Annotated in this window: 22 protein-coding genes and 1 tRNA gene; 12 read left to right on the top strand and 11 right to left on the bottom strand. The window is 71.0% G+C overall.

All coding sequences use genetic code 11. From position 1 onward, the window contains the following. Positions 1-3 precede the first annotated feature (3 nt). On the bottom strand, positions 4-981 hold the full coding sequence (locus FHS38_RS15300) for an SMI1/KNR4 family protein (protein ID WP_184734069.1): 978 nt from the start codon (positions 979-981) through the stop codon (positions 4-6). A 372-nt stretch (positions 982-1,353) separates the two neighbouring features. On the opposite strand from FHS38_RS15300, the gene FHS38_RS15295 reads away from it, so the two are divergent. Both FHS38_RS15295 and FHS38_RS15290 read left to right on the top strand, forming a co-directional pair. Further along, entirely contained in the window at positions 1,354-1,884 is a 531-nt protein-coding gene (locus FHS38_RS15295) for a YwqJ-related putative deaminase (RefSeq protein WP_184734068.1), read from the top strand. A 5-nt stretch (positions 1,885-1,889) separates the two neighbouring features. Beyond that, complete coding sequence (locus FHS38_RS15290) at positions 1,890-2,393, top strand: SUKH-3 domain-containing protein (RefSeq protein ID WP_130879167.1); 504 nt, start codon at positions 1,890-1,892, stop codon at positions 2,391-2,393. A gap of 26 nt (positions 2,394-2,419) precedes the next feature. On the opposite strand, the gene FHS38_RS15285 is transcribed toward FHS38_RS15290, so the two are convergent. Then, entirely contained in the window at positions 2,420-3,781 is a 1,362-nt protein-coding gene (locus tag FHS38_RS15285) for a sensor histidine kinase (RefSeq protein ID WP_184734067.1), read from the bottom strand. 156 nt (positions 3,782-3,937) lie between these two features. Here FHS38_RS15285 and FHS38_RS15280 point away from each other — a divergent pair, with 156 nt between their 5' ends. The 6 genes from FHS38_RS15280 to pth all read left to right on the top strand — a co-directional run bounded on the left by FHS38_RS15280 (position 3,938) and on the right by pth (position 8,771). Continuing rightward, entirely contained in the window at positions 3,938-4,630 is a 693-nt protein-coding gene (locus tag FHS38_RS15280) for a hypothetical protein (protein ID WP_184734066.1), read from the top strand. A gap of 11 nt (positions 4,631-4,641) precedes the next feature. After that, positions 4,642-4,712 (top strand) — tRNA-Gln (locus tag FHS38_RS15275). A gap of 116 nt (positions 4,713-4,828) precedes the next feature. Then, positions 4,829-6,286, top strand: a complete 1,458-nt coding sequence (glmU, locus tag FHS38_RS15270; RefSeq protein ID WP_184734065.1) for a bifunctional UDP-N-acetylglucosamine diphosphorylase/glucosamine-1-phosphate N-acetyltransferase GlmU — start codon at positions 4,829-4,831, stop codon at positions 6,284-6,286. A 73-nt stretch (positions 6,287-6,359) separates the two neighbouring features. Beyond that, positions 6,360-7,337, top strand: a complete 978-nt coding sequence (locus tag FHS38_RS15265) for a ribose-phosphate diphosphokinase (protein ID WP_184734064.1) — start codon at positions 6,360-6,362, stop codon at positions 7,335-7,337. Between the two features lie 182 nt (positions 7,338-7,519). After that, positions 7,520-8,095 (top strand): 50S ribosomal protein L25/general stress protein Ctc, encoded by a 576-nt coding sequence (locus FHS38_RS15260; protein ID WP_184734063.1) that lies wholly within the window; start codon positions 7,520-7,522, stop codon positions 8,093-8,095. An 85-nt stretch (positions 8,096-8,180) separates the two neighbouring features. After that, a complete protein-coding gene (gene pth / locus FHS38_RS15255) occupies positions 8,181-8,771 on the top strand; it encodes an aminoacyl-tRNA hydrolase (protein WP_184734062.1) in 591 nt (196 codons plus the stop codon). Between the two features lie 111 nt (positions 8,772-8,882). Here pth and ppc read toward each other — a convergent pair whose 3' ends face one another. Next, positions 8,883-11,660, bottom strand: coding sequence for a phosphoenolpyruvate carboxylase (ppc, locus tag FHS38_RS15250; RefSeq protein ID WP_373301816.1), 2,778 nt, complete (start codon positions 11,658-11,660; stop codon positions 8,883-8,885). A 195-nt stretch (positions 11,661-11,855) separates the two neighbouring features. Here ppc and FHS38_RS15245 point away from each other — a divergent pair, with 195 nt between their 5' ends. Beyond that, positions 11,856-12,836 carry an acyl-CoA desaturase gene (locus FHS38_RS15245; protein ID WP_184734061.1) on the top strand — a complete coding sequence of 327 codons (981 nt, stop codon included), beginning with the start codon at positions 11,856-11,858 and terminating at the stop codon, positions 12,834-12,836. Next, positions 12,833-13,525, top strand: a complete 693-nt coding sequence (locus FHS38_RS15240) for a TetR/AcrR family transcriptional regulator (RefSeq protein WP_130879161.1) — start codon at positions 12,833-12,835, stop codon at positions 13,523-13,525. Before FHS38_RS15245 ends, FHS38_RS15240 begins: the two co-directional genes overlap by 4 nt. 52 nt (positions 13,526-13,577) lie before the next feature. Here FHS38_RS15240 and FHS38_RS15235 read toward each other — a convergent pair whose 3' ends face one another. Continuing rightward, entirely contained in the window at positions 13,578-14,390 is an 813-nt protein-coding gene (locus tag FHS38_RS15235; RefSeq protein WP_184734060.1) for a trans-aconitate 2-methyltransferase, read from the bottom strand. Positions 14,391-14,529: 139 nt separating this feature from the next. On the opposite strand from FHS38_RS15235, the gene FHS38_RS15230 reads away from it, so the two are divergent. Next, positions 14,530-15,027, top strand: coding sequence for a MarR family winged helix-turn-helix transcriptional regulator (locus tag FHS38_RS15230; RefSeq protein ID WP_184734059.1), 498 nt, complete (start codon positions 14,530-14,532; stop codon positions 15,025-15,027). Here the strand turns inward: FHS38_RS15230 and FHS38_RS15225 are convergent. Continuing rightward, complete coding sequence (locus tag FHS38_RS15225) at positions 14,986-15,774, bottom strand: response regulator transcription factor (protein WP_130879158.1); 789 nt, start codon at positions 15,772-15,774, stop codon at positions 14,986-14,988. The two genes, FHS38_RS15230 and FHS38_RS15225, sit on opposite strands and share 42 nt — an antisense overlap. Before the next feature lie 241 nt (positions 15,775-16,015). Between FHS38_RS15225 and FHS38_RS15220 the strand changes: the two genes are divergently transcribed. Then, a complete protein-coding gene (locus FHS38_RS15220) occupies positions 16,016-16,468 on the top strand; it encodes a GNAT family N-acetyltransferase (RefSeq protein WP_184734058.1) in 453 nt (150 codons plus the stop codon). A 22-nt stretch (positions 16,469-16,490) separates the two neighbouring features. On the opposite strand, the gene galK is transcribed toward FHS38_RS15220, so the two are convergent. From galK to FHS38_RS15190, 6 genes are all read right to left on the bottom strand, one after another. Next, positions 16,491-17,645 carry a galactokinase gene (gene galK / locus FHS38_RS15215; RefSeq protein ID WP_184734057.1) on the bottom strand — a complete coding sequence of 385 codons (1,155 nt, stop codon included), beginning with the start codon at positions 17,643-17,645 and terminating at the stop codon, positions 16,491-16,493. Continuing rightward, positions 17,642-18,604 carry a UDP-glucose 4-epimerase GalE gene (gene galE / locus FHS38_RS15210; protein ID WP_184734056.1) on the bottom strand — a complete coding sequence of 321 codons (963 nt, stop codon included), beginning with the start codon at positions 18,602-18,604 and terminating at the stop codon, positions 17,642-17,644. Before galE ends, galK begins: the two co-directional genes overlap by 4 nt. Next, positions 18,601-19,674: a galactose-1-phosphate uridylyltransferase gene (gene galT, locus FHS38_RS15205; protein WP_184734055.1), complete on the bottom strand. Its 1,074-nt coding sequence runs from the start codon at positions 19,672-19,674 to the stop codon at positions 18,601-18,603. Before galT ends, galE begins: the two co-directional genes overlap by 4 nt. Before the next feature lie 296 nt (positions 19,675-19,970). Next, positions 19,971-20,684, bottom strand: a complete 714-nt coding sequence (locus FHS38_RS15200) for a response regulator transcription factor (RefSeq protein ID WP_184734054.1) — start codon at positions 20,682-20,684, stop codon at positions 19,971-19,973. Positions 20,685-20,920: 236 nt separating this feature from the next. After that, positions 20,921-22,795: a flagellar basal body-associated FliL family protein gene (locus FHS38_RS15195; protein WP_184734053.1), complete on the bottom strand. Its 1,875-nt coding sequence runs from the start codon at positions 22,793-22,795 to the stop codon at positions 20,921-20,923. 254 nt (positions 22,796-23,049) lie between these two features. Further along, positions 23,050-24,861, bottom strand: coding sequence for an ABC-F family ATP-binding cassette domain-containing protein (locus tag FHS38_RS15190; protein WP_184734052.1), 1,812 nt, complete (start codon positions 24,859-24,861; stop codon positions 23,050-23,052). Between the last annotated feature and the right edge of the window lie 45 nt (positions 24,862-24,906).

Below are 24,906 nucleotides of genomic sequence, written 5' to 3'. Positions count from 1 at the left end.
CGCTCACCCCTCCACCGGGACGGCGTAAGCGAAGCCGCCGTCCACCATCAGATTCGCCACGGTCTCCAGCTCCGGCGGGCCACCCGCCAGCCGGGAGAGAAACGCGTCGAAATCCTCACCGCAGGGCAACAGCAGCCGCTCCACCCGCTCCTGCACCGTCAAACCGTCCTGGTCACGGGCGTCGTCGTACGGGCAGAACCACACCGAGCCGATGGCCTCGCCCTTCACCTTGACCGCGATCACACCGCCCTGCACGAACCCGACACCCAGATAGTCCTTGGTGAAGTGGTCGCGCAGACACTTGTTGACGTACACGAGGTCGTTGACCGCCGCCTCGTCCCGCACCGTGAAGAACGGCTGGTCCAGCAGCAGCCCCAGATCCGCGTCCAGCGCGGCACCCACCGGGGCGCAGCCGCCGGCCGCCTTCAGGAACGCCCGGTAGGCGCCCGGCAGCCGGTAGCCGAGGTCCTCCTCGACCCCCCGCACCTGCTCCTCCGAGACCGCCAGGTCCCGCTGCGGCAGCGCGAAGTGCACCGGCCGGGTCTCCGCCAACGGCCGCGTACCGCGCTTGTCCTGGTCCACCGGGGCCGTCGCCAGCCCGCCGTGGTGCCGCAACAGCGCCTTGACCTCCACCGGGACCAGCTCCAGACGGCGGCTGCGGACCGAGTGGTGCCACGTCCAGCCGTGCGGTGTCGCCACCGGCGGCAGACTCGCCCACAGCTCGTGACCGTCCGCGTGCAGGGCGGCGTTCGCCGACACGTAGTCGGTCAGCCGCAGCTCGTCCACGCCGAAACCCTCCGGCGGCTCCGCGATCTCCGCGGCGGCACGCGCGTACGGCGAGAAGTCCGGGAAACCGTCCTCGTCCATCCGCACACCCTTGGGGTAGCGGCTGGCCCGGACCGGGTCCGGAAAGTGCACGACCTGCCCTGCGTAGGCCGTGTTCGGTGGCGCGGCTTGCTGCCCGAGCCGACCTGTCGTCATGGCGGATGCCCCCTGCTGACTGTGTCTCCTGGAGGCCCGGACAGATGCGGCGGACGCCGCGGGCCACCAGATCCCCGGCCGGACCACGGGGCGGCTCGGCCGGTCGGTGTCCCCATGGCCGAGGACACCTCGTGGCGGACAGCCTATGCGGTGGCGCAAGAGCCGCCCCCGCCCCCGCCCACGCGGAGCCTCCGGTTCCACCCCGCCCGCCCCCAGCGCGCCAAGGGCCCGCACAGCCTCACCACCCCTGACCTCATCAGGCACATCCGTCACACGACGCGCGCACAACACCGCCCTGACTTCCACACCCCGCATCCCATTTGGCAGTCTGATCCCCGCAACAGGGGGATTGCACGGGAGGGAAGAACCACCATGCACACGACGCAGGACCGCCACACCGACGGCGGCACACCGGGCGACCCCCGGCTCACCTGGAGCGCCACCGACGACGCCGACCGCGCGCCCGCACTGCTCCACCGCCGCGACGGCATACTCCCCGCCGTGGCCGCCGCGCTCTCCGTCCGCGGCGAGACCCTCACCTGCACCGCGGGCAGATCCGACCAACCACCCGCCCTGCACCCACTCGTCCAGGACTTCCTCGACACCCTCACCAGCGAACGACGCGAACGCTTCACCGGCCGCTGCCCCGAAGCCGTACTCCTCACCCGCTACCTCAGCGCCTTCGAAGCCGGCCGCAGCAAACGCGCCTCCCGCAAACCCCTCACCCACGGCGAAGCCCGACGCGCACTCAAACAGTCCAAACTCACCGCACGCCACATCCGCGAGGACGGCGACCCCCGACACGGCAGCTACGCAGCCCCCTGCCGGTCCTGTACCGCCCTCCTCTCCCACTTCGGCGTACGGTCCGTCGACCCCGCCGCCCCCACCAACGGCAAGAGCTGACACACATGCGCGCCTTCGACCGCACCGCCGCCACCCGCTTCCCCGTAGCCGTCGACGCGGCCCTGCGCGAAGCCGGCTGGCAGCCCGGCCGCTGGGACATCAAAGCCGCCGAGAACTGGGCCGACGCCCTACGCGCCCACGTCTCCCCCGCCGGCCACCGGCACACGGTCTTCCCCGCCGCCGTCGAAGCCTGGGCGGAATTCGGCGGACTGCGCATCGCCGCCCCCGGCGCGGGCCGCCACATCGCCCCCACGCCCTTCCACATCGACCCCCTGCACGGACTCCACCTCGCCCGCACCGTCGCCGACCTCGGCCGCGCACTCGGCACCGAGGTCTGCCCCCTCGGCCAGGAAGCCGACAACCAGGCCCTGCTCACCATCGACACCCACGGCCGCGTCTACAGCCTCGACCACACCGGCGACTGGTACCTCGGCCCAGACATCGACCACGCCATCGGCACCCTGGTCACCGGCACCCGCCCCGCCCGGCTCTCCGCCGGACGCCGCTGACACCGGCGCTCTGTCCAGAGCGCCCGTCAGGCCGCCCGCACCCGATCCGGAATCACCGCGGACACCCGGAAACCACCCGCCTCCGTCGGCCCCGACACGAACACCCCACCGAGCGCGGACACCCGCTCCCGCATCCCCACCAGACCATTGCCCCCGCTCGGCAGCCCCGCATCCGCACCACCGTCCGACGGGCCGTTCTCCACCTGCAACGCCACCTCACCCTCCCGATGCGCCAGCCGCACCTGCGCCTTCGCACCCGGAGCATGCTTGTGGACGTTCGTCAGCGCCTCCTGCACCACGCGGTACGCCGTACGCTCCACCCGCCGCCCGTACGCCCGCTCCTCACCCTCCACCGACAGCTCCACGGCCATCCCCGCCGCCCGCGACTGCCCCACCAGATCCGCCAGACCGTCCAGACACGGACCGTCACCGACCGGACCCCCGTCGTCGTCATGACCACCCGCGGCACCCGCCGACACCCGCGCCGACGCCACCGCCGCCACCGCCGCCAACCGCTGCGTCTGCGCCGCCGCCGGCTTCTCCGCCACCACCCCGTCCGACGACGTCCGCAGCACACCGAGCATCTCGCGCAACTCCGTCAGCGCCTGCCGGCCCATGTCACCGACCAGACCCGCGTTCTTCGACGCCTTCTCCGGATCCTTCAACGCCACGGCCTGCAACGCCGCCGCGTGCACCACCATCAACGACACCCGGTGCGCCACCACGTCGTGCATCTCCCGGGCGATCCGGGTGCGCTCCTCGTTACGGGCCCACACCGCCCGCTCCTCCGCCCGGTCCGCCAGCAGCGACAGCTCCCGCTCCAGCCCGTCCGCCCGCTCCCGCAGACTGTCGACCAACCGGCGCCGCGCACCCACGTACAACCCCAGCAGCACGGGCGGAGCCGTCAGCCCCAGCGCCATCGCCACCGTGAACGCCACGACCACCCACAGGCCCGGCTGATAGCCGTCCTGCGCCATGTCCTGCTCGAACCGCACGAACGTCACGATCAGCGTCCCCGCCAGCGACGCCCCCGCCAGCACCGCGGTGATCCGACGCGGCACCTCCGACGCGGCCAGCGTGTACAGACCGACGATGCTGAGCAGGAAACCCATCTCCGCCGGCGTGATCGCGATCGACACCAGCACCACGGCGACCGGCCACCGCCGCCGCAGCAGCAACGAAGCACCGGCCGGCACCCCGACCACCGCCCCGAGCGCCCCCGGCAGCCCGTGCTCGTCGGCGAACTGGACCCCCTCCAGCACACACTCCAGCACCGACACCAGAGCCAGCGCGACATCCAGCGCCATACTCCGCCGCCGGGCCCACCACCAAGGCCCCGAGGGCGCGCCCCGCGCGCCCGCCTCCGCGATTGCCCCCGTTGTGGTCATACCTCCCAGACTAAGGGCGGCGGCCACCGGTTTTCCGGTGCGCACAGCGGCACGGAGGGTGTGCGAACAAGGACGAATAGCGAGCTTTTCCCTCGAACTGTTGAATCGGCCAGATTTTCGGCACATGTGCACGCACGTACGACGAGGCTGCGGGGCATGGTCCAAGCCAAAACAGACATGAAGGCCCGCGCACGGGAGCTGCGGCGGGCGGGGAAGACGTACGACGAGATCGTCGCGGAGCTCGGCGTGTCGAAGAGTTCGGTGTCGCTGTGGGTGCGGGATCTGCCGAAGCCGGAACGGAAGGTGGCGGAGCACTGCCGCATGATGGCCGAGGCCCGCTGGGAGCCGATCCGTAAGGCGCGGGATCTGGAGCGCCAGCAGACCAAGGACATCGCCACTCAGGAGATAGGCCGGCTCAGCGACCGCGAACTCCTGCTGATCGGGGTCGGGCTCTACTGGGCCGAGGGAACGAAGAGCAAGACCCACCGGCCGAGCGAGCGCGCCACGTTCGTGAACAGCGACCCGGACATGATCAGCCTCTACCTGGCCTGGCTGCGCGTACTGGGCGTCGACGAGGACCGCCTGCGCTTCCATGTCATGATCCACGAGTCCGCCGACGTAACCGGAGCGGAGCACTTCTGGGCCGCGCACGTGGGCGGCGGCACCTTCGGCAAGACGAGCCTCAAGAAACACAACCCGAAGACCGTCCGCAAGAACGTCGGGGAGAGCTATCGGGGTTGCCTGGTGGTCCGCGTCCTCGGAAGCGCCGACCTATACCGTCGCATCGAAGGCTGGTGGTACGGCATAGTGGTGGCTGCACGAAAGCCCGACCAAGAAAATCGGGCGTAACGGGCGAACCATCCCGGGTCGTCTAATGGCAGGACAAATGGTTTTGGTCCATTGAATGAGGGTTCGATTCCTTCCCCGGGAGCTCAAAGTTCGAATACATCGGGTCCTGACCTCCAGGTCAGGACCCGCCCGCGTTTCGGCTTCCATACGCACCGGTATCCTTCGGGTGTCCACCACTCGAAGCCGAAGGGCACACCCGTGAGCGCCAACCGCCCGGCAGCCGTCGTCGTCCTCGCAGCGGGTGAGGGCACCCGCATGAAGTCGGCGACCCCCAAGGTCCTGCACGCCATCTGCGGCCGCTCCCTCGTCGGACACGTCGTCGCCGCCTCCCGCGAGCTGGACCCCGAGCACCTCGTGGTGATCGTCGGGCACGCCCGCGAGCAGGTGAGCGCGCATCTGGCGGAGATCGACCCGGCCACGCGCACCGCCGTCCAGTACGAGCAGAACGGCACCGGCCACGCCGTGCGGATGGGCCTGGAGTCGCTGAGCGACAGCGGGGTCGTCCTCGACGGCACCGTCGTCGTGGTCTGCGGCGACACCCCCCTGCTGACCGGCGCCACGCTCAAGGCCCTGAGCGACACCCACGCCGCCGACGGCAACGCCGTCACCGTGCTGACCGCCGAGGTGCCCGACTCCACCGGCTACGGCCGCATCGTGCGCGACGCCGGCAGCGGCGCCGTGACCGCGATCGTCGAGCACAAGGACGCCACCGACGCGCAGCGCGCCATCCGTGAGATCAACTCCGGGGTGTTCGCGTTCGACGCCCAGCTCCTGACCGACGCGCTCGGCAAGGTCCGTACGGACAACAGCCAGGGTGAGGAGTACCTCACCGATGTGCTCGGCATCCTGCGCGAGGCCGGTCACCGGGTGGGTGCGGCCGTCGCGGGTGATCACCGGGAGATCCTGGGCATCAACAACCGCGTCCAGCTCGCCGAGGCCCGCAAACTGCTCAACGAGCGGCTGCTGCACGACGCGATGATGAGTGGTGTGACGGTCGTCGACCCCGCCACGACCTGGGTGGACGTCACGGTCACCTTCGAGCCGGACGCGCTCGTCCAGCCCGGTACGCAGCTGCTCGGGGCGACGCACGTCGCCACGGGCGCCGAGGTCGGTCCGAACAGCCGCCTGAAGGACACGTCCGTCGGTGCGGGCGCCGTGGTGGACAACACCGTCGCCGACAGCGCGCTGATCGGCGAGGGAGCGACCGTCGGTCCGTACGCGTACCTGCGGCCGGGTACGAAGCTCGGCCGCAAGTCGAAGGCCGGGGCGTACGTCGAGATGAAGAACGCCGACATCGGCGAGGGCACCAAGGTGCCGCACCTGTCGTACGTCGGTGATGCGACCATCGGTGAGTACACGAACATCGGCGCGGCGAGCGTCTTCGTGAACTACGACGGTGTGAACAAGCACCACACGACGATCGGTTCGCACTGCCGGACCGGGTCGGACAACATGTTTGTGGCTCCTGTCACGGTCGGGGACGGCGCGTACACCGCCGCCGGCTCCGTCATCACCAAGGATGTGCCCCCGGGTTCGCTGGCTGTCGCCCGTGGTCAGCAGCGGAATATCGAGGGTTGGGTCGCCCGTAAGCGTCCCGGAAGCGCGGCCGCACAGGCCGCTTCCACTGCTCGCCAGGAGCCCGACGGCGAGCAGTGACCGTGACACGGGCACGCCGTGCGGGGCGTACCGTGATAAGCGCACACAAATGGACATCCAAGGAGACTGTGCTGTGAGCGGGATCAAGACGACCGGCGAGAAGAAGCTGATGCTCTTCTCCGGCCGCGCCCACCCCGAGCTTGCCGAGGAGGTCGCGCACCAGCTGGGTGTCGACCTGGTCCCGACCAAGGCATTCGACTTCGCCAACGGTGAGATCTACGTCCGCTTCCAGGAGTCGGCGCGCGGCGCCGACTGCTTCCTGATGCAGAGCCACACGGCTCCCATCAACAAGTGGATCATGGAACAGCTCATCATGATCGACGCTCTGAAGCGGGCCTCCGCCCGGAGCATCACCGTGATCATCCCGTCCTACGGCTATGCCCGTCAGGACAAGAAGCACCGTGGTCGCGAGCCGATCTCGGCCCGTCTGATCGCGGACCTGCTGAAGACCGCGGGTGCCGACCGCATCCTCACGGTCGATCTGCACACCGACCAGATCCAGGGCTTCTTCGACGGTCCGGTGGACCACCTCTCCGCGCTGCCGGTGCTCGCCGACTACGTGGGTGCGAAGGTCGACCGTTCCAAGCTCACGGTCGTCTCGCCGGACGCCGGCCGGGTGCGGGTCGCCGACCGCTGGTGCGACCGTCTGGACGCGCCGCTGGCGATCGTGCACAAGCGTCGTGACAAGGACGTCGCCAACCAGGTCACCGTCCACGAGGTCGTCGGTGACGTGAAGGGCCGCATCTGCATCCTGGTCGACGACATGATCGACACCGGTGGCACGATCTGCGCCGCGGCGGACGCGCTGTTCGCCAATGGTGCGGAGGACGTCATCGTGACGGCCACGCACGGCATCCTGTCCGGTCCCGCCGCGGACCGTCTGAAGAACTCCAAGGTGAGCGAGTTCGTCTTCACGAACACGCTGCCCGACCCGGGCGACCTGGAGCTCGACAAGATCACGGTGCTGTCGATGGCGCCGACGATCGCCCGCGCGGTGCGCGAGGTCTTCGAGGACGGTTCGGTCACGAGCCTCTTCGACGAGCAGGCGTAACCCGCTCCATAGATCGATTTCAGTGCGGCCTTCCCGCCGGGTAGACTCATCGAGTTGCTCGGCGAGGGAGGCCGCACTGCTGTTCGCAGTGTGCGGCGGTCCGTTATCGACGCGCTCTTCGTAGCAGGTCTGTCGTGGGCCGGGTAACGGCCGCAGATCCCATCGCTTACGAGGAGTGCCCCGTGTCCGAGGTCAAGATCCCCGCACAGGTCCGCCGCGAGTTCGGCAAGGGCTTCGCCCGCCGTGCCCGTGCCGCCGCCCAGGTTCCCGCCGTCGTCTACGGCCACGGTGGCGAGCCGGTCCACGTGACCCTGCCGGGCCACGAGCTCATGATGGCGCTGAAGACCCCGAACGTTCTGCTCTCCCTGGACATCGAGGGCCGCACCGAGCTGGTCATCCCCAAGGACGTCCAGCGTGACGCGCTCAAGGGCTTCCTGGTCCACGTCGACCTGCTGGTCGTCTCCAAGGGCGAGAAGGTCACCGTCGAGGTTCCGGTCCACACCGAGGGCGAGCTGGCCCCGGGCGGCAACCTGCTCGAGCACGTGCTGAACGCGCTGCCGGTCGAGGCCGAGGCCACCCACCTCCCCGAGTCCGTCACCGCCAACATCGCGGGCCTCGAGGCCGGTGCCTCCGTCCTCGCCAAGGACATCGTCCTGCCGGCCGGCACCACCCTCGCCGTCGACGCCGACGCCGTCGTCCTGCAGGTCCTGGCCGCTCAGACCGAGGCCCCGGCCGAGGCCGAGGGCACCGAGGCCTGATCCTCGCCTGCTGAGGTTTTTCTTTGCCGCCGCCGCCCCGCTCCGCACGGAGCGGGGCGGCGGTTGGCTATAAGGAGGTATGCAGATGACGGACGACACGAGTCCCTGGCTCATCGTGGGCCTGGGCAACCCCGGTCCCGAGTACGCGGCGAACCGGCACAACGTGGGCTTCATGGTCGCGGACCTGCTCGCGGAGCGCATGCGGGCGAAGTTCAAGGCGCACAAGTCGCGGGCGCAGGTCGTCGAGGGCCGGCTCGGTGCGCCGGGTCCGTCCAGCCGGCGGGTGGTCATCGCCAAGCCGATGTCGTTCATGAATCTGTCGGGTGGGCCGACGGCCGCGCTGCGGGACTTCTACAAGGTGCCGGTGGAGCGGATCGTCGCCGTCCATGACGAGCTGGACATCGATTACGGGCAGCTGCGGCTGAAGCTGGGCGGTGGCGACAACGGCCACAACGGTCTGAAGTCGATCACCAAGGCGCTGGGGCCGGACTACTGCCGGGTGCGGTTCGGGATCGGGCGGCCGCCGGGCCGTATGCAGGTCGCCGACTTCGTGCTCAAGGACTTCTCGTCCACCGAGCGCAAGGAGCTGGACTTCGAGGTGGACCGGGCGGCGGACGCGGTGGAGACGCTGATCGTGGACGGCCTGGAGCGTGCGCAGGGCACGTACAACTCGTAGCGGTATTACCTGTCCTCAAACGCCGGACAGGCTGGGTTTCCAGCCTGTCCGGCGTTTGAGGACGCGCCCGCAGGGCGCTCGCCGGCGCAGCCGGCACCACGCCCCGCGGCGTCAGCCGGTGTTGCGCAGCCCAGCCGCCACACCGTTCACGGTGAGAAGCAGCGCCCGCGACAGCGTGGGATCAGCCGGCTCACCCCGCTCCGCAGCGAGCCGCTGGCGGTGCAGCAGCGTCACCTGGAGATACGAGATCGGGTCCAGATACGCGTCCCGGATGTGGAACGTCTGCCTCAGCACCGGGCTGGCGTCGAGGAGTTCCCGCTCCCCCGTGATGCGCAGAACTTCCTGCACGGTCAGCTCGTGCTCCGCGCGGATCGTGTCGAAGACGTGCTTGAGGTCGTCGGGGACGAGGGTGTCGACGTAGTGCTGGGCGATGCGCAGGTCGGTCTTGGCGAGGGTCATCTCGACGTTGGAGAGGAAGTTCTGGAAGAAGTGCCAGTGCTCGTGCATTTCGTCCAGGACGGTGTCGAGTCCCGCTTCGCGGGCGGCCTTGAGGCCTGAGCCGACGCCGAACCAGCCGGGGACGATCTGGCGGGACTGGGTCCAGCCGAAGACCCAGGGGATGGCGCGCAGTCCGTCGAGTCCGGCGCCGGTGTCGGGGCGGCGGGAGGGGCGGGAGCCGAGGTGGAGTTCGGCGAGCTGGTCGACGGGGGTGGAGGCGAAGAAGTAGGCGGGGAGGTCGGGGTCCTCGACGAGCTTGCGGTAGGCGCTGTGGGCGGCATCGGAGACGGTGTCCATGGCGGCGTCCCAGCGGGCGAGGGCCTCGTCGGACTGCCGGGGGGCGGTGTGGAGGGCGGAGGCCTGGAGGGTGGCGGCGACCGTCAGTTCCAGGTTCTCGCGGGCGAGGGCGGGGATGAGGTACTTGTCGGAGATGACCTCGCCCTGTTCGGTGACCTTGATCTCGCCGTCGAGGGTGCCCCAGGGCTGGGCGAGGATCGCGTCGTGGGTGGGGCCGCCGCCGCGGCCGACGGTGCCGCCGCGGCCGTGGAAGAGGCGCAGTCGTACGCCGTAGCGGTGGGCGACGTCGCGGAGGCGGCGCTGGGCGCGGTGGATTTCCCACTGGCTGGTGGTGATGCCGCCGAACTTGGAGGAGTCGGAGTAGCCGAGCATGACCTCCTGGACGTCGCCGCGGAGGGCGACGAGGCGTCGGTAGGAGGGGTCGGCGAGCATTTCGTCGAGGAGGCGGTCGGCTTCCTTGAGCTCGTCGGTGGTCTCCAGGAGGGGCACGATGCCGATCTTGGCCCAGCCGGCGTGGAGGTCGATGAGTCCGGCCTCGCGGGCGAGGACGGCGGCGGCGAAGACGTCGTCGGCGCCCTGGCACATGGAGATGATGTAGGACTCGACGACTTCGGGGCCGAAGCGGGCGAGGGCTTCGCGGATGGTGTGGAAGACGCCGAGGGTCTTGGCGCCGTCGGCGTCGAGGGGGGCGGGCTTGGGGGCCAGGGGGCGGCGGGAGCGCAGTTCCTTGGCGAGGAGCTTGCGGCGGTAGTCGCGGGGCATGTCGGCGTAGCGCCAGGATTCCTCGCCGAGTCGGTCGAAGAGCTGACCGAGGGCGTGGTGGTGGGCGTCGGCGTGTTCGCGGACGTCCATGGTGGCGAGGTGGAGGCCGAAGGCGGCGAGGGTGCGGATGGCGCGCTCGAGGCGGCCGTCGGCGATGAGGCGGCCGCGGTGGGCTCGGAGGGAGTCCTGGATGAGCTGGAGGTCGGCGAGGAGTTCGGCGGTGCCGAGGTAGTCGCGGCCGTCCTGGTGGGGGGTGTCGCGGGCCAGGCGCTCGCGGGTGTTGACGAGCTTCTGGCGGATGCAGGTGGCCTTGAGGCGGTAGGGCTCTTCTGCGTTGAGTCGCTTGTAGCGGGGGCTGATCTCGGGGAGGAGTTCGAGGTCGCGCTGGAGCGAGGCGAGCAGTTCTTCGGTGGCGCCGCTGTTGCGGATGGAGTTGGAGAGGGCGCCGCGGAGGACGTCGACGAGTTCGAGGGCGTCGGTGATGCCGTGTTCGTGCTGGAGGATCAGCACGTCCCAGGTGACCTGGGGGGTGACGTTGGGGTTGCCGTCGCGGTCGCCGCCGATCCAGGTGCCGAAGGTCAGCGGGCGGGTGGTGGCGGGCAGGGCGACGCCGACGCGGTCGAGTTCGGCGGCGAGGTCTTCGAGGACGTCGCCGACGGCTCGGGCGTGGAGTTCGTCGAGGTAGTAGATGGCGTTGCGGGCCTCGTCGGTGGGCTCGGGGCGGACGACGCGCAGCTCGTCGGTCTGCCAGAGCAGGTCGATGTTCTCGGCGAGGCGGAGATCGGTGCGGCGCTGGTCGCCGGCGCCGGCACCGGTGGTGAGGGTGTCGAGGAGTTCGGCGATGCGGCGGAGCTTGTTGAGGACGCTGCGCCGGGCGGCTTCGGTGGGGTGTGCGGTGAAGACGGGGCGTACGCCGAGGTGCTCGACCGTCTGGCGGAGGTGGTCGGCGTCGGCGTCCTTGAGCTGGTCGGCGGTGCGGGCGAGGATGGATCCCTCGGCGTCGCGCTTGGCGCGCAGCTCGCGGCCGCGGTGTACCTGTTCGGTGACGTTGGCCAGGTGGAAGTAGGTGGAGAAGGCCCGGACGAGCTTGGCGGCGGTGTTCAGGTCGGTCTCGCCGAGGAGCTGGGCCGCCGCGTCGCCGTCGCTGCGGGTGAGCGCGCGGACGCGTTCGACGAGGTCGAGGAGTTCTTCGCCCTCCTGGCGGACGAGGGTCTCGCCGAGGAGGTCGCCGAGGCGGCGGATGTCGGCGCGCAGGGCGGCGCTGCGCTGTGCTTCGCCGTCGCTCTCCCGGTTGTCGGCGGGGGCGAGGGGGGTGTGGTCGGCACTGCTCACAGGTGCGGCTCCTTGCAGATTTCTGAGCACGTCTGGAGGGGTTGCGGACCGCGCTGTCCGGCGATCCCCAGCATAGGTCTCCGCTCGACGCGCGGTTGTCCACAGCCCTCGTGGTCGGGCCGCCGGTCCTGCCATACTTACGTAGCCGTAGGTTACGGAACCGTAGCCTTGCCCCGAGCCCCACGAGGGAACCCAATGACTGCAAGCCCCGACGTGATGGAAGATGCGCCGATGGCCCAGGAAACTTCGCTCCCCTCCGCCACGCTGGGTGGCGACAGTAAGCGTTCGGTCGAGCAGATCGCGTTGCTGCTGTTCATCACCGTCCCTTTTGTCGCATTGCTCGCCGCGGTCCCGCTGGCCTGGGGCTGGGGGGTGAGCTGGCTGGATCTGGGGCTGATGGTGGCGATGTACTACATCGGTTGCCATGGCATCACGATCGGCTTCCACCGCTATTTCACGCATGGTTCGTTCAAGGCCAAGCGGCCGCTGCGGATCGCGTTGGCGATCATGGGGTCGCTGGCGGTCGAGGGACCGCTGGTGCGCTGGGTCGCGGATCATCGCAAGCACCACCGTTTCTCGGACGCGGAGGGCGATCCGCATTCGCCGTGGCGGTTCGGTGAGAGCGTGCCGGCGCTGATGAAGGGCCTGTGGTGGGCGCACATCGCCTGGATGTTCGATGAGGAGCAGACGTCGCAGCAGAAGTACGCCCCGGATCTGATCAAGGATCCGGCGCTGCGGCAGGTGTCGCGGCAGTTCGCGCTGTGGACGGTGGTGTCGCTGATGATCCCGCCGGTGGTGGGCGGTCTGGTGACGTGGTCGTGGCAGGGCGCGGTGACGGCGTTCTTCTGGGGTTCGCTGGTACGGGTGGCGTTGTTGCACCATGTGACCTGGTCGATCAACTCGATCTGTCATGCCGTGGGCAAGCGTCCGTTCAAGTCGCGTGACCGGTCGGGCAATGTGTGGTGGCTGGCGGTGCTGTCCTGCGGGGAGTCCTGGCACAACCTCCACCACGCCGACCCGACGTCGGCGCGGCACGGTGTGCTGAAGGGGCAGCTGGATTCCAGTGCCCGGATCATCCGCTGGTTCGAGAAGGCGGGCTGGGCGTATGACGTGCGGTGGCCCGATGCCGGCCGCATCGAATCCCGACGGAAGGAAGATGCCGCGCACGCGGCATGATTGACAGCGTGGCGATCGATAGCAACACCACCAGTAACAAGGACCGGACCCCGGCTTCGGGGAGCCGTCGCTCCCGCCGGGTGCGGATGACCGGCGCGGAGCGCCGTGAGCAGCTGCTGGACATCGGTCGCACACTCTTCGCCGAGAAGGGGTTCGAGGGCACGTCGGTGGAGGAGATCGCGGCGAAGGCCGGGGTCTCCAAACCGGTGGTGTACGAGCACTTCGGCGGCAAGGAGGGGCTGTACGCGGTGGTCGTGGACCGGGAGATGCGGCAGCTGTTGGATCTGGTGACGGGGGCGCTGACGGCGGGGCATCCGCGGGAGCTGCTGGAGCAGGCGGCGTTCGCCCTGCTGGATTACATCGAGACGTATACGGACGGCTTCCGCATCCTGGTGCGGGATTCGCCGGTGGCGCAGTCGACGGGCACGTTCGCGTCGTTGATCAGCGATATCGCTACCCAGGTCGAGGACATTCTGGGGCTGGAGTTCAAGGCCCGCGGCTTCGATCCGAAGCTGGCCCCGTTGTACGCGCAGGCGCTGGTCGGCATGGTGGCGCTGACGGGTCAGTGGTGGCTGGACGTCCGTAAGCCGAAGAAGGCCGAGGTGGCGGCTCATCTGGTGAATCTGGCCTGGCACGGGCTGGACGGTCTGGAGCCGAAGCCCCGGCTGATCGGGCATCGGCGGTCCTGACGACGCCGGGCCGGGCCCCGGGGGCCGGGCCGGGCCGCCTGGCGGCTGTGGGTCAGCCCAGGTGGCGGGCGACGACGAAGATCCGCCGGAAGGGGAAGACCGTGCCGTGCGGGCCCGGCGGGTAGGCCTCGCGGAGGCGGGTGCGGTACGCGGCGAGGAATTCCTCCGTGGCCGCCGGGTCGCCGTCCAGGGCGGTCAGGACCGGGCGCAGGCCCGTGCCCTTGACCCAGTCGAGGACGGGGTCCTCGCCGGTGAGCAGGTGCAGATACGTGGTCTCCCAGGCATCCACCTCGCGGCCGGGGCCGGCCAGTCGCTCCAGGTAGTCGGCGGGGTCGAGGACGGCGACGCGGCGGCGGCCGGCCTCTCCCAGGCGGGTGCTCCAGCGCTTGCTGGAGCACAGCTCGCGCAGGATGGCGTGGCTGGGGGCGTCCGCGTTGCCGGGGACCTGGAAGGCGAAGGTGCCGCCGGGGGTCAGCGCATCGGTCCAGGTGCGAAAGGACGCGGCGTGGCCGGGTACCCACTGGAAGGCCGCGTTGGAGATGATCAGGTCGTAGCGCTCGTCGGGCACCCAGTGGTCGAGGTCGGCGTGGCGGAAGTCGAGCAGGCCGCCGCGCAGGGTGCGGCCCGCGTAGGCGTGGGCGTCGGCGAGCATCGCGGCGGAGTTGTCGAAGCCGGTGATGTGGGCGGTCGGCCAGCGCTCGGCGAGGATCGTGGTGACGTTGCCGGGGCCGCAGCCGAGGTCGGCGATCCGCGGGGAGCGGGCCGGCAGCTCGGGGACCCGGGCGAGCAGGTCCTGGAAGGGGCGGGTCCGGTGGTCGGCGTGGCGGAGGTACTGCTGCGGGTCCCAGGTGGGTGCGCTGTGCATGAGGGGCCTCCCTGCGGGGTGGACATGCCGGGGCGACCGGGGCGTGGTGGCGCTGCCGGCGACCTGTTGTCCAGCATTCCCCCCGTTATATCTTGACGTCAAGAGACTTCATGTCGACAGACCCTCTACACTGATCGTCATGGAGGACGAGGTCGATCGGCTGGTCGCAGCATGGCGCCGGGAGCGCCCGGACCTCGACGTGGAACCGCTCGAGGTGCTCAGTCGTGTCAGCAGGCTGGCCCGCCACCTCGACCGGGCCCGGCGGATCGCCTTCGCCGAGCACCAGCTCGAGCCCTGGGAGTTCGACGTCCTCACCTCGCTGCGCCGCGCCGGGCCGCCGTATCAGCTCTCGCCCGGCCAGCTACTGACCCAGACCCTGGTCACCTCGGGCACCATGACCAACCGCATCGACCGACTCGCGAAGAAGAGCCTCGTCGAGCGGCTCCCGGACCCCAGCGACCGGCGCGGCGTGCTGGTGCGGCTGACCGCCGAGGGCCGGGACCGCGCCGACCAGGCGCTCGCCGGCCTGCTCGCCCAGGAACGGGCGATCCTCGCCGAGCTGTCCCACGCCCAGCGTCTGGAACTGGCCGGTCTGCTACGCCAGTTGACCGCCCCGTTCGACAACATCCCCGGCTAGGTCCACCGGGCCCACCCCGGCCCGCCGGGCCAGCGCCACCGCGGCCAGCGTGGAGTGCACCCCGAGCTTGCCCAGCACGTTCTGCATGTGGGTGCGGACCGTGTGCGGGGAGAGATAGAGCCGCTCGGCGACCGCCTTGCGGCCCAGCCCGGCCACCATGCAGCGCAGCACCTCGCGCTCGCGCGGGGTCAGCGACTCCACCAGCCGCTCGCTCTCCGTACGGTGTTTGCGCGCGGCGGTCAGCTCCCGCAGCACGCCGGTCAGCAGGGCGGGCGGCAGATGGGTCTCATCCCGCAGCACCCCCCGTATGACGGACAGCAGCCGCGACAACGAGCAGTCCTTGGCGACCCAGCCGCTGGCCCCGGCTTGCAGTGCGGCGGCGGCCCGCCGGGGGTCGTCGCGCTCGGCGAGCACCACCGTCCGTACCGCCGGCTGCCCTGACCGGACCCCGGCCACCAGGGAAATGCCGTCCACCACGCCCTCACCCGGCCCGCCGCCCTCCTGCCCCGGCCCCCGGAGCTGTCCCGGTACCTGCGCGACGTCCGTCGCCGCCGCGCCCAGGTCGGCGTCGATCAGCAGCACGTCGAAGCGCCGCCCCTCGCCCGCCGCGCGCTCCAGGGCGCGCAGTGCCGCCGGCCCGCTGCCGGCCGCCGAGACGTCCACGTCCTGCTCGGCCGCGAGGGCGGCGGCGAGCGACTCGGCGAAGATGCGGTGGTCGTCGACCACCAGAACCCGAATACGTGCCACAGCCACCCCCATATCCCGGGAGGCGGGCAGTGCGGGCACGGCGCCCGGAACGGGGTCGCCACACGCGCACGGCCGCCGCCGTGCCCCTGACATCTACCCCACCCCGGGCGTCGTACCTGCCTGTCTCGCCCCCTGATCAGCGTCGGCCCCCACCGAACGCTGTGCATCAGCGTACGGCGGGGGTACGACATCGGAAGCCGATTGACAAAACTGCTTGACCCAGCTGTTTATCGTGAGCTTTATGTTCAGTATTGAGGCGGTGAACGACGAGGAACGACGCGATGTGGTCCATGCGCGTCTGCGGCAGTCCAACTCCCAACTCTCCGCGAGGCTAAGGGGGATGCGCGGCACGCTGGACGAGGAGGACCCTCTCCAGGTGTACGCGACGGGCGCCGACGGCACGCTGGCCGGGGGCCTGGTCGGCCACACCCAGTGGGGCTGGCTCCATGTCGACCTGCTCTGGGTCGATGAGCACCACCGGGGAGCGGGTCTGGGCAGCCGACTCCTGGCCCGCGCCGAGGAGTTGGCCGGGAACGAGCGCGGTTGCATCGGCAGTCGCGTGGAGACCTGGGACTTCCAGGCCCCGGGCTTCTACGGGAAGGCGGGCTACCGCACGGTCTGCGTGACCGAGGACTACCCACCGGGCATCACCAACTATCTGCTGGTCAAGTCCCTGCGACCGCAGGAGGGTTGAGGGCGGCCGAAGGGCTGGCGCCTCACAGTTCCCTGCGGGCGCCCGCCGCCGGGCGCACCGGGAAGACGTGCGGCGGGCGGTGCCCGGCCGACGCGAAGGCGCCGGTGACGGCCTCGGCGACCGTATCGACGCCCGCCGTCTCGACCAGGACGACCGCCGAACCGCCGAAACCGCCGCCGGTCATCCGCGCCCCGAGGGCGCCCGCGCCGTTCGCGACAGCGACGGCCAGGTCCAGCTCCGCGCAGGAGACGGCGACGTCGTCGCGCAGCGAGGCGTGGCCGGCGGTGAGGACCGGGCCGATCGCGCGGAGGTCGCCCGCCGCGAGCAGACCCGCGACGCGGGCCACACGGTCATTCTCCGTGACCACGTGCCGCACGAGGGCCCGCACGACCGGGTCGCCCGCCAACGCGTCCAGGGCGTCGGCGAGTTGCCCGTACGCGACATCGCGCAGCGCGGGCACGCCCAGTGCCCGCGCGCCCTCCTCACAGCCCGCGCGCCGCCGCGCGTACGCCCCGTCGCCCAGGTCGTGCCGGACCCGGGTGTCCACGACGAGCAGCCGCAGCCCCTCGAGGTCGGGGGCGAAGGGCAGGTGGCGGCGGGAGAGGTCGCGGGTGTCGAGGTGCAGGGCGTGGCCCTCGGCGCAGCAGGCCGCCGCGGTCTGGTCCATGATTCCGCAGGGGACGCCGACGAAGGCGTTCTCGGCGTGCTGCGCCAGGCGGGCCAGGTGGTCGGGCGGCAGCTCCAGGTTGTGAAGTTCCGTCAGGGCGAAGGCTGTTGCGACCTCCAGGGCGGCGGAGGAGGACAGTCCCGAACCGACGGGCACGTCGGATTCCATGTGCAGGTCCGCTCCCCCGGCGGCGTGCCCCGCCTCGCGCAGCGCCCAGGCGACTCCCGCCGGGTACGCCGCCCATCCGTGCACCGCGCCCGGGGCGAGGTCCGCCGTCCGCAGTTCGACGACGCCGCCCGGTGCGGCGGCGGAGTGCAGCCGCAGCCGGCCGTCCGTGCGGGGCAAGGCGGCGGCCCAGGTGCGGCGGGGCAGGGCGAGGGGCATGACCATCCCGTCGTTGAAGTCGGTGTACTCGCCGATGAGGTTGACCCGGCCGGGCGCGGCCCACACCCCGGCGGGCGGCGTGCCGTACACCTCGTGGAAGGCCGTGGCGGCCCGCTCGGCGCTCATGCGTCGTCCGCGCGCCGGGCGAACTCCCAGGCGTCCGCGACGATGTGGGCCAGGTCGGTGCGGGTGGGTCGCCAGCCGAGGTGGTCGCGGGCGCGCTCGGCGGAGGCGACGAGCACGGCCGGGTCGCCTCCACGGCGGGGGGCCACGACGTGCGGGACGGGGTGGCCGGTGACCTTGCGGACGGTGTCGATGACCTCGTGGACGGAGAAGCCGTTGCCGTTGCCGAGGTTGCAGATGAGGTGCTCGCCGGGGCGGGCGGCGTCCAGGGCGAGCAGATGGGCCTCGGCGAGGTCGGCGACGTGGATGTAGTCGCGGACGCAGGTGCCGTCGGGGGTGGGGTAGTCGTCGCCGTAGACGGAGATCGCCGCGCGCTCGCCCCGGGCGACCTGGAGGACGAGCGGGATGAGGTGCGACTCGGGGGTGTGCCGCTCGCCGTGGCTCCCGTGGGCCCCGGCGACGTTGAAGTACCGCAGGGAGACGGCGGCCAGGCCGTGGGCGGCGCACTCGCCGCTGATCATGTGGTCGACGGCGAGTTTGGTGGCGCCGTAGGGGTTGGTGGGGGCGGTGGGGGCGTCCTCGGTGACGGGGACGGTGGCGGGCTCGCCGTAGGTGGCGGCGGTGGAGGAGAAGACGAGGGTGCGGACGCCGGCGTCGCGCATGGCGGCGAGCAGCTCGGTGGTGCCGCCGACGTTGTTGCGCCAGTAGGCGTCGGGGCGGGCGACGGACTCGCCGACCTGGGAGAAGGCGGCGAAGTGCAGGACGGCGTCGTAGGAGCCGTCGAGCCAGCGGGCGGCGTCCTGGACACGGCCCTCGATGAAGCGCGCCCCGTCGGGGACGCCGTCGCGGTGGCCGGTGGAGAGGTCGTCGAGGACGGTCACGGCGTGTCCGGCGGCCAGCAGATGGGCCGCGACGACGCTCCCGACGTAGCCGGCGCCGCCCGTGACCAGATACTCGCTCATTCGCTCGCTACCTCTCGCAGTCGCTCGGCCGCGGACTCGGGCGGCACATCGTTGATGAACACGTTCATGCCGGATTCGGAACCGGCGAGGAACTTGAGCTTGCCGGGAGTGCGGCGGTTGGTGAAAAGCTCGAGGTGAAGTCCGAATTCACTCCTGTGGGTGTGGTGGACGGGGGCCTGGTGCCAGGCGGAGATGTACGGGGTGGGCGGCACGTCGTGGGTGGCACGCTCCGCGCCGTCCCGTCCGTCGAAGATCCGGTCGAAGCGCCGCAGGAGTTCCAGGTAGACCGCCGGGAACGTGGCGCGTGCCGCGTCGTCGAGGTCGGGCAGGCCGGGCACCCGGCGCCGGGGGTAGAGGTGGACCTCGTACGGCCAGTGGGCGGCGTAGGGCACGAAGGCCGTCCAGTGCGGCCCGTCGAGGACGATCCGCCGCCCGTCGGCCCGCTCGGCGGCCAGGGTGTCGTCGAAGACGTTGCGCCCGGTGGTCTCCCGGTGGGCGGCGGCCGTGGCGAGCATGCGGTCGGTGCGCGGGGTGACGAAGGGATAGGCGTAGATCTGGCCGTGCGGGTGGCCGAGGGTGACGCCGATCTCCCGGCCGCGGTTCTCGAAGCAGAAGACCTGCTCGACGCCGGGGTGGGTGGCGAGTTCGGCACTGCGGTCGGTCCAGGCGTCGAGGACGAGGGCGGCGCGTTCCTCGCCGAGGTCGGCGAAGGAGGCGTCGTGGTCGTCGGTGAAGCAGACGACCTCGCAGCGGCCGGCGTCGCCGGTGAGCGCGGGGAAGCGGTTCTCGAAGACGGCGACGTCGTAGTCGGCGGCGGGGATCTCGGTGAGCCGTCCGTCGCGGGAGGGGCACAGGGGGCACTGGTCGGGGGGCGGGTGGTACGTACGGGTCTGGCGGTGGGAGGCGATGGCGACGCTGTCGCCGAGCAGCGGGTCGCGGCGGATGTCGGTGGTGCGGTGGTCGGCCGGGTCGAGCGGCCGGAGGTCGACGGCGTCGCGCACGGCGTCGTCGCGGGAGTCGTAGTAGAGGAGCTCACGGCCGTCCGCGAGCCGGGTCGCCGTCTTCTTCACGAACAGCTCCCTGGGGGCCACCAAACCAACAGGACTGAACACAACGAATCACGACCGAACGCCGAGGGTCAATGAGGAGCCCTCCTCCCGGTCGGGCGCACCACCGCTGCGCGGCGGTGTCCTCAAACTCCCCCAGCTACCGCTGGGAGGTGCCCCCAGCGGGCTGGTGTGGGCTGAGCTCAGCCCGCACCAGCCCGTCCGGCGTTTGAGGACGCGCCCGCAGGGCGCCCGCCGCCGCAGGCGGCACAGAGGCCCGCAAGCGGCAGACAGCCGCAGCCGACGAACCGCCGGCCGGGCTAACGGCCGACGTCGGGCGTCCGCGCCCGAGGAACGCCGAGCGCCGAGCTGCCCGCGGCGCGGTCCAGCAGGCCCGTGCGGGCCGCGAGGGCCGCCGCCTCCAGCCGGGAGCCGACGCCCAGCTTCATCAGGACGCGCTGCACGTGCGTACGGGCGGTGCTGGGCGCTATCCCCATGCCCGCCGCGATCAGCCGGGTGTCCTCGCCCTCGGCGACCCGCACCAGGACCTCGACCTCGCGCGGGGTCAGCAGCTGGAGCAGTCGGGCGCCCTCGTCGTCGGGCTGGGCGGCCGGGTTGAGCAGTTCGGCGAACGCGCCCTGGAGCAGCTGCGGGTCGACCGCGGCCTCCCCGGCGCGGGCCTTGATCATGGCGCGTTCGACGCCTTCGATGCGTTCGTTGTGCCGGACGTAGCCGGAGGCTCCGGCGGCGAAGGCGGCGGCGATGCCGAGCGGGCTCGGCACGGGGCCGAGGACGACGACGGCGACCTGGGGGCGGTCCCGCTTGATCCGCACGACCGGGTCGAAGGCACCCGGTTCGGCGGGGGTGGCGGTGCCCAGCAGACACACCTCGGGGGCGCGGCTGACCACCAGGTCGGCCGCGCCCGCGCTCGGCGCGGCCGCGGCGAGCACCCGGTGCCCGCGCAACTTCAGTGCCGAGGCGAGCGCCTCAGCCAGCAGACGGTGGTCGTCGACCACCATGAGCCGCACGCCCATGCGCGTCCCCCCTGTCGCCCGCGTACGTCTCCTGGGCTCCCTCTTGCCCCCGGAAGCTACACGCTTGTTCGACGTCGCGCGCCCCTTACCCGTGAGAAGTCCCCCGGAATGCCGAAATCCCTGCCAATCACGTGTACTTCGCGACTGAAACGGATCGTTCAGGCATGTACACGCGATGGGCAGGGATGGGGCGTGAGCGTTCGCCGAAATGATCAATTTCGGCTCGCCCGGTGGGGTCAGCTGCCGCCGAAGACGAGCGTCAAGTACTCCTTGTCGGTGCTGTACTTGCTCGGCTTGTCGGCGAACCCGTCACCCAGGTAGAGCCGCCCCTGGGCGTAGAGCGCCTGCTGGTAGGAGGGCGAGAGCGAGCGCTCGGCCACGGCCGAGGAGGCCGCATTCTTCAGCAGGACGTCCTTCTTGAACGTCTTCGGGTCGATGCGGACGACCGCGCCGCCGTCCCGGTAGGTGGGCGACTGGTAGCCGATGACGTAGCCGTCCTTGTCCACCGACAGCGGCAGCAGCTCGGAGTTCGGGATGCCCTCGGTCTTGCCCTTGGACTGGCCGGTGGCCAGGTCGAAGGCGACGATGTCGTTCAGCCGGCCCGGGTTCTGGGTGTTGCCGCTCTGGTGCTCCTCGGACGGCATGTAGACGGCGTCCTTGCCGACGGCGACCTTGGTGCAGCCCTCGACGTCGGTCGAGGGGCACTTGATCTGGAACTTGCCGTTGCCCGTGGAGATCTTGGACCGCATCTTGCCGTCCTTGGCGCTGTCGTCGATCGCCATGAGGTCCGAGGCGCCGCTGCCCGTGGAACCGCCCGCGTCGAGGCCGATGACCAGCGGGGAGGTGGACACCACGTGGACGTAGGAGATGCCCTCGGGGACCTTGTACTCGGACGTGATGGCGCCCGACTTCGGGTTGAGGGTCTGGATCTTCATCTGCGGGCGCTTGTAGTCGCCGCAGCGGCGCACCGCGACGAGCTTGTCGCCACCGCCGCCGTAGCCGTCGTCCTTGCAGTCCTCGCCCGCCTTGGGCTTCCACAGGGACTTGCCGCCGTCGAGCGACCAGGCGGCGCCGCCGCTGGTGCCGCCCGCGGCGACGGTGCCGCCGCCGACGGTGACCTCTTCGAAGCGGATGTCCTGGTCGGCGACCTTGGCGGACTCCTGCCAGAGCTTCTTGCCGTTGTTCAGGTCGAGGGCGACGACCTGGGTGCACTGGCCGCCGTACTTCTTCTCGGCGCTGGGCTTGGCGTCCTTGACGAGGACCGCGGTCTTGCCGTCGGCGGTGACGTGCTGGGAGGACCAGCAGAGCTCGCCGTCGAGCGGGATCTCCCACTTCTGGCCGCCGGACAGGCCGTAGCCGACGATCTTGTAGACGTCGGCCTTGGCGAAGACCTTGTCGGTGACCCACATGCCCTTGACGGTGACGAGGTCGTCGACCTTGGGCTGGTCGACGCTGAAGAGCAGCTTGCCGTCGATGGTCTGCGGGGCCTTGCCGCCGCCGCCCGTGCCACCGCCCTGCTCGCCGGTCCCGCCCTGGCTCTTGCCGGTCTCGCTCTTGGCCTCGTCGTCCTTGCCGTCACCCTTGGTGAGGAACCAGACGCCGCCACCGGCGACGAGGATCAGCGCCACCACGGCGGCGACGATGATCGCCATGCGCTTCTTGGAGCCGCCGCCGGTGGGGCCGCCGCCCGGGGTGCCGGGGTACTGGGCCGGCGGCGGGTAGGCGCCGAACTGCGGCTGCGTGGCGTACGGCTGCGACGGCGCGCCGAACTGCGGCGGCTGCGCGGCGCCGAACGCCTGGGTGGGGAAGTCCTGCGGGCCCTGCGCGCCCGGTCCCGCGGGGCCGGGGTAGCCGTAGCCGCCCGGCGGGGGCGGCGGTGTCTGCGGTGCGCCCGGGGGCGGGGGCGGCGGGCCCTGGGGGGCGGCCGGGGGTGCGGGCGGCGGCTGCGGCGCGCCCGGCGGGGGCGGCGGCGACTGGGGGTAGCCGTACGCGGGCTGACCCTGCGACGGCTGACCCTGGGGCGGCTGAGGGGGGAAGCCGCCGGGGGCGCCCCCGAAGCCGGGCGGCGGGCCCTGTGGCGGCTGGTTGGGCGGCTGCGGCGGCTGTGACATCAGCTTTCCTCTTTACGTGGGCGCATGACCCGACCGGTCTCCCCCGCGATCCCGGTGTCCGAAAATCACCGGGAAGGAGCGAATCGAGTAGAAATCCCACAGGTCAACGGCAGGCGAGCGGGTGTTCTTTGTATCACCCGGCACGGACGGCACACGGGCCGATTCCAGCGGTATCCACCAGCTGAGACCGGCCCGTGACGAGACTGTTGCCGCCTTACGGCGCGGTTGTTGCGCCGTCTCGTGCGCCCCGCCCGTTACACATCATCGGCCAGTTCCAGCCAACGCATCTCCAGCTCGTCGCGCTCACCGGCGAGTTCGCGCAGCTCGGCGTCCAGCTTCGCGACGCGCTCGAAGTCGGTGGCCTGCTCGGCGATCTGGGCGTGGAGCTTGCCCTCCTGCTCGCTGATGCGGTCGAGGCGGCGCTCGATCTTCTGGAGTTCCTTCTTCGCCGCGCGGGCGTCCCCGGCCGACTTCTGCTTGACGGCGGCCGCTTCGGTCGCGGCGACGGCGACGGCGGGCACGGCGGCGTCGATGACCTGCTGACGGCGCTCCAGGTATTCGTCCAGGCCGCGCGGCAGCATCCGCAGGGCGGCATCGCCGAGCAGGGCGAAGACCTTGTCGGTGGTCCGCTCGATGAAGTACCGGTCGTGGCTGATGACGACCATCGATCCGGGCCATCCGTCGAGGAGGTCCTCGAGCTGCGTCAGCGTCTCGATGTCGAGGTCGTTGGTCGGCTCGTCGAGGAAGAGGACGTTGGGCTCGTCCATCAGCAGCCGCAGGATCTGCAGCCGTCGGCGCTCACCGCCGGAGAGGTCGCCGACGGGCGTCCACTGCTTCTCCTTGGTGAAGCCGAACTTCTCGCACAGCTGCCCGGCCGTCATCTCCCGGCCCTTGCCGAGGTCGACGCGGTCGCGGACCTGCTGGACGGCCTCCAGCACCCGCTTGGTGGGGTCGAGTTCGGCGACCTCCTGGGAGAGGTAGGCCAGCTTGACGGTCTTGCCGACCGCGACCTTGCCGGCCGCGGGCTGCTTCTCACCACTGGTACGGGCGGCTTCGGCGAGCGTGCGCAGCAGGGAGGTCTTGCCCGCGCCGTTGACGCCGACGAGGCCGATGCGGTCGCCGGGGCCCAGCTGCCAGGTGAGGTGCTGGATGAGGACCTTGGGTCCGGCCTGGACGGTCACGTTCTCCAGGTCGAAGACGGTCTTGCCGAGCCGGGAGTTCGCGAACTTCATCAGCTCCGCGGTGTCGCGGGGCGGCGGCACGTCGGCGATCAGCTCGTTGGCGGCCTCGATGCGGAAGCGCGGCTTGCTGGTGCGGGCGGGGGCGCCGCGGCGCAGCCAGGCCAGCTCCTTGCGCATCAGGTTCTGTCGCTTGGCCTCCTCGGTCGCGGCGATCCGCTCCCGCTCGGCCCGGGCGAAGACGTAGTCGCTGTAGCCGCCCTCGTACTCGTGGACCTCGCCGCGCTGGACGTCCCACATGCGGGTGGCGACCTGGTCGAGGAACCAGCGGTCGTGGGTGACCACGACGAGCGCGGAGCGGCGGGCCCGCAGATGGGCGGCGAGCCAGGAGATGCCCTCGACGTCGAGGTGGTTGGTGGGCTCGTCGAGGACGATCATGTCCTGCTCGGCGATGAGCAGCTTGGCCAGCGCGATGCGGCGGCGCTCGCCGCCGGAGAGCGGGCCGATGACCGTGTCGAGCCCCTGCGGGAAGCCCGGCAGGTCGAGGCCGCCGAACAGGCCGGTCAGCACGTCGCGGATCTTGGCGCTGCCCGCCCACTCGTGGTCGGCGAGGTCGCCGATGACCTCGTGCCGCACGGTGGCGGCGGGGTCGAGGGAGTCGTGCTGGGTCAGCACGCCGAGGCGCAGGCCGCCGGCATGGGTGACGCGCCCCTTGTCCGCCGTCTCCAGCTTGGCGAGGATGCGGATGAGCGTGGTCTTGCCGTCGCCGTTGCGGCCGACCACGCCGATCCGGTCGCCCTCGCTGACGCCGAGGGAGATGCCGTCGAGCAGCGCACGGGTGCCGTACACCTTGTCGACGGCCTCCAGATTGACCAGGTTGGCTGCCATTCCACTCCTTGCTCCAGGGGACTGTCTCCAGGATCCCACGCCCGG

The sequence above is a fragment of the Streptomyces netropsis genome (genome assembly GCF_014203545.1).
Lineage (GTDB): Bacteria > Actinomycetota > Actinomycetes > Streptomycetales > Streptomycetaceae > Streptomyces > Streptomyces netropsis.
The sequence above is the reverse complement of the archived record's forward strand: the minus strand, read 5'-3'. Positions and strand labels throughout refer to the sequence as shown.